Annotated in this window: 3 protein-coding genes; all 3 read left to right on the top strand. The window is 60.6% G+C overall.

Translation table 11 applies throughout. The annotated features are described in order from the left end of the window. The first annotated feature begins 89 nt into the window (after positions 1-89). The 3 genes from tnpA to tnpC all read left to right on the top strand — a co-directional run bounded on the left by tnpA (position 90) and on the right by tnpC (position 2600). A complete protein-coding gene (gene tnpA / locus GGD50_RS32465; RefSeq protein WP_104827320.1) occupies positions 90-533 on the top strand; it encodes an IS66-like element accessory protein TnpA in 444 nt (147 codons plus the stop codon). Then, the gene (gene tnpB / locus GGD50_RS32460; protein WP_104827321.1) at positions 530-883 is read left to right on the top strand and encodes an IS66 family insertion sequence element accessory protein TnpB; all 354 of its coding nucleotides are present in this window, start codon (positions 530-532) and stop codon (positions 881-883) included. The genes tnpA and tnpB overlap by 4 nt, the downstream gene beginning before the upstream one ends. A gap of 64 nt (positions 884-947) precedes the next feature. Further along, complete coding sequence (gene tnpC, locus GGD50_RS32455) at positions 948-2600, top strand: IS66 family transposase (RefSeq protein WP_183941373.1); 1653 nt, start codon at positions 948-950, stop codon at positions 2598-2600. The last annotated feature ends 96 nt before the right edge of the window (positions 2601-2696 follow it).

The following is a 2696-nucleotide window of genomic DNA, read 5'->3' as shown; positions in this document are numbered from 1 at the left end:
GTAAGCGCCGTCTCCGCCCCATTGAATTGGCTGTATTTTGAGGCTTGCCGCGTGTGCGAGAAGGTTTCCAGGGTTATCTGGAGATTTGCATGGCAGATGATGGATTTGTTGGTCGCTACGAAGTTGTCGAGCCGCGCCGCGGAAACCGGCGTTGGCCGGATGATGTGAAGGCGCGGATCGTGGCGGAAAGCCTTGAGCCTGGTGTTCGTGTTGTTGATGTCGCGCGCCGTCATGACGTTGTTGCGCACCAGCTTTCCTTGTGGCGCCGGCAAGTGCGCGAGGGCATTCTGGCGTTGCCTTTTGAGACTATGTCGGGCCAGTCGGAGAGCGGCGATGCCGAGCCTGCATTTGTGCCTTTGGCGATTGCGGCAGAGCCGAGCGAGGCTGTGAATGTTTTGGCGCCGCCGCTGCCGGCGACGGTTTCGTCGGTCTTGACGTTGGAGATCGGCCCGGATGTTGTGATGCGGGTTCCCGGCGATGTGCCGGTTGAACGTGTGGCGGCTCTGGTGCGAGCCATGCGAGGGACGGCATGATCGTCGCGGGCCAACGACTGCCGATCCTGATTGCAACGCGGCCGGTGGACTTCCGCTGTGGGCATCAGGCGCTGGCTCTGATGGTGCAGACTGAGTTGAAGCTCGATCCGCATTCCGGGGTGACGGTGATCTTCCGGTCGAAGCGCGGAGATCGCCTGAAAATCCTGGTATGGGATGGCACCGGAATGGTGCTAACCTACAAAATTCTTGAACATGGAAACTTTGCCTGGCCCAAGGTTCAGGATGGGACGATGCGTCTTTCCAGGGGTCAATACGAAGCCTTATTCGAAGGTCTTGATTGGCGACGGGTCATGGCGCAACGGGTAACAGCGCCGACTGCGGCAGGATGACTCAGCCGTCCTGTTTTTGTATTGTTTTATTGGGTTTTTCTGCTTCGATTTGCTATGAAGCTGCATGTCGCAGCCGATCGATCTTAGCCAGTTCCCGGACCTTCCTCCCGAGGTTTTGAAAGCCTTTGCGGACGTGCAGTTCGAGCTGTCGGTCGAGCGTGCCGCACGTCAGCATGAGCAGGCTGTGGTGGCCGAAAAGGACGCGTTCATCGCCGAGCTGAAGGAACTGATCGAGAAGCTGGAGGGACAGGTTCACGACTATCGGCGCACCAAGTTCGGGCCGAAATCGGAAAAGCTCGATCCGGCGCAGATGGAACTGGCGCTGGAAGACCTTGAAACGGCGATTGCCGAAACACAGGCGCGGATCGCCGCCGTCGAGAAAAAGATCGAAGCCAGCGCATCCGATCCGGACAAGGCCGCCCCTCGCAAGGAGCGTAAGGCCCGTGCACTGCCCGAACACCTGCCGCGGGTCGAGAAGGTGATTGAGCCCGACAGTATTGTCTGCCCCTGCGGTTGCGGCAACATGGTCCGGATCGGCGAAGATCGGACGGAACGGCTCGACCGGATTCCGGCGCGCTACGAGGTGATCGTCACGATCCGCCCGAAATACGCCTGCCCCAAGGGTCGAACGGGCGTCGTCCAGGCCAGAGCGCCGGCGTATCTGCTGGAAGGGAGCTGGCCGACGGAAGCCCTTCTGGCTGAGATTGCCGTCTCCAAGCATTCCGAACATATGCCGCTCAACCGGCAGGCCGAGGTCATGGCGCGACACGGGGTGCCGATAGACCGCACGGTCCTGGCCGATTGGATGGGGCGCACGGGCAGCGAAATCGCACCGGTGGTCGACTACATGGCAAAACGGCTGCTGTTTGAAAGCACGCGGCTCTATGTCGACGAGACCACGGCTCCGGTTTTGGATCCGGGGCGAGGCAAGACGAAGACCGGTTATCTCTGGGCCGTGTTGCGTGACGACCGCGGCTGGAATGGTTCTGCGCCGCCGGGCGTGGTGTTCCATTATCGGCCCGGGCGTAAAGGCGAATATGCCGCTGAAATCCTCGACGGGTTCAACGGGACAATCCAGGTGGATGCCTACGGTGGTTACTCTCACCTCGCCACGTCGGACCGTATGGGTGGCGATCCCTTGAAGCTGGCTTTCTGTTGGGCGCACGGGCGCAGAAAGCTGATCAAGGCCGCGCCAAAGAGTGGATCGCCCATCGTCGACGAGGCGCTGGTGCGGATCGCCGCGCTCTACAAGATCGAAGGCAGTATCCGGGGCTCAGATCCCGAACATCGCCGGGCAGTTCGACAGGACCTGTCCCTTCCGCTGGTGGACGAATTCTTCACCTGGCTGGCAGCGCAAGCCAAACGCGTCTCACGCAAGTCTGACCTCGGAAAAGCTCTGGCCTATATGCTGACGCGACAGGACGGCTTCCGGCTGTTCCTGGACGACGGCCACGTCGATATCGACTCCAACCTGGTGGAAAACGCGATCCGCCGACCCGCCATGAATCGCCGCAATGCCCTATTCGCGGGCCACGATGAAGGGGGCCGCAACTGGGCCCGGTTTGCCAGCCTGATCGGCACTTGTAAAATGAACAGCGTTGAACCCTACGCCTATCTGTGCGACCTCTTCACCCGCCTCGCAAACGGCCACCTCGCCGAAGACATCGATGCCCTGATGCCATGGGCCTTTGCCGCCCGCATCAAGGCCTCACAATGAGCTCGTCAGGTACTCTTCGGTGAGCTCATTTGACGGCCGAAAATCCGCCTCAGGTCGCTGCAACTGAAAAATCGATGGGGCGTGGACGCCGCATAC

Source organism: Martinezella paranaensis (genome assembly GCF_014200235.1).
GTDB lineage: Bacteria > Pseudomonadota > Alphaproteobacteria > Rhizobiales > Rhizobiaceae > Rhizobium > Rhizobium paranaense.
Note: the sequence above shows the minus strand (reverse complement) of the source record. Positions and strands in the feature narration are given on the sequence as shown.

Bases quoted from the DNA above. Each gene is read 5' to 3' on its own strand.
- tnpA (WP_104827320.1), top strand. From the start codon at position 90: ATGGCAGATGATGGATTTGTTGGTCGCTACGAAGTTGTCGAGCCGCGC.
- tnpB (WP_104827321.1), top strand. From the start codon at position 530: ATGATCGTCGCGGGCCAACGACTGCCGATCCTGATTGCAACGCGGCCG.
- tnpC (WP_183941373.1), top strand. From the start codon at position 948: ATGTCGCAGCCGATCGATCTTAGCCAGTTCCCGGACCTTCCTCCCGAG.